At 48.9% G+C, this 831-nt stretch carries 1 protein-coding gene; it reads right to left on the bottom strand.

The window, feature by feature from the left end; translation table 11 throughout:
* Nucleotides 1-831: Mur ligase family protein (locus A3750_RS19655; protein WP_156498765.1), on the bottom strand; the 831-nt coding region annotated here is incomplete at both ends.

Genomic DNA, 831 nt, shown 5'->3' with positions numbered 1-831 from the left:
TTTTCGTGCCCCTTTCCTGCGACCAAAATCACATCGCCAGCTCTCCCATGCTCATAGGCATAACGAATAGCCTGCCCACGATCCTCAATCAACGCGACGGCATCGCTTGAATCAAAAGCGGACTCGATATCAGCAAGAATCAATTTCGGATCTTCGGTTCTCGGGTTATCGCTCGTGATCACCGAGAATGCTGCATAAGTGCGGGCGACCAGTCCCATTTCCTTTCTTTTACCTTTGTCGCGATCTCCACCACAGCCAAACACAGCAATTAACCGGCCATTGCACAGTGGCGAGAGCGTTTTTAGAACATTTTCGAGCGCATCCGGCGTATGGGCATAGTCAACTACCATCAGCGGTTCGCCTGGCGCGCTAAACGTCTCAAGACGCCCTGCGACGGATCGAACTAAATTGATGTTACCCAACTCCTTAGCAGAGTTTTTTCTCGCCAAGGCAACACCCAAAACACAGAGCAAGTTGTAAAGATTGAATTGCCCCAGAAGCGGGCTATTCAGCTCTACACTATCAACACCAACATTGATGACTGCTCGAGTTGTCTTTTCATAACTCACTTGCTGGACAGATATTTCTGCATCGACCTTAGTACTCACTCTGATCTTTCGAGTCTCGGGACGCACCTTTTGAAATATCTTGGATGCATAAGGGTCATCGACATTCACAACGACATAGCGCAACGACGGACAAGCAAAAAGCTGAGCCTTCGCATCCGCATAGTCGTCCATTGTTTTATGGTAATCGAGGTGATCACGACTAAGATTTGTGAAAACCGCACCACTAAAACGCACCCCTTCTACGCGACCCTGAGCAAGACCA

It is taken from the genome of Oleiphilus sp. HI0079, assembly GCF_001635105.1.
Note: the sequence above shows the minus strand (reverse complement) of the source record. Positions and strands in the feature narration are given on the sequence as shown.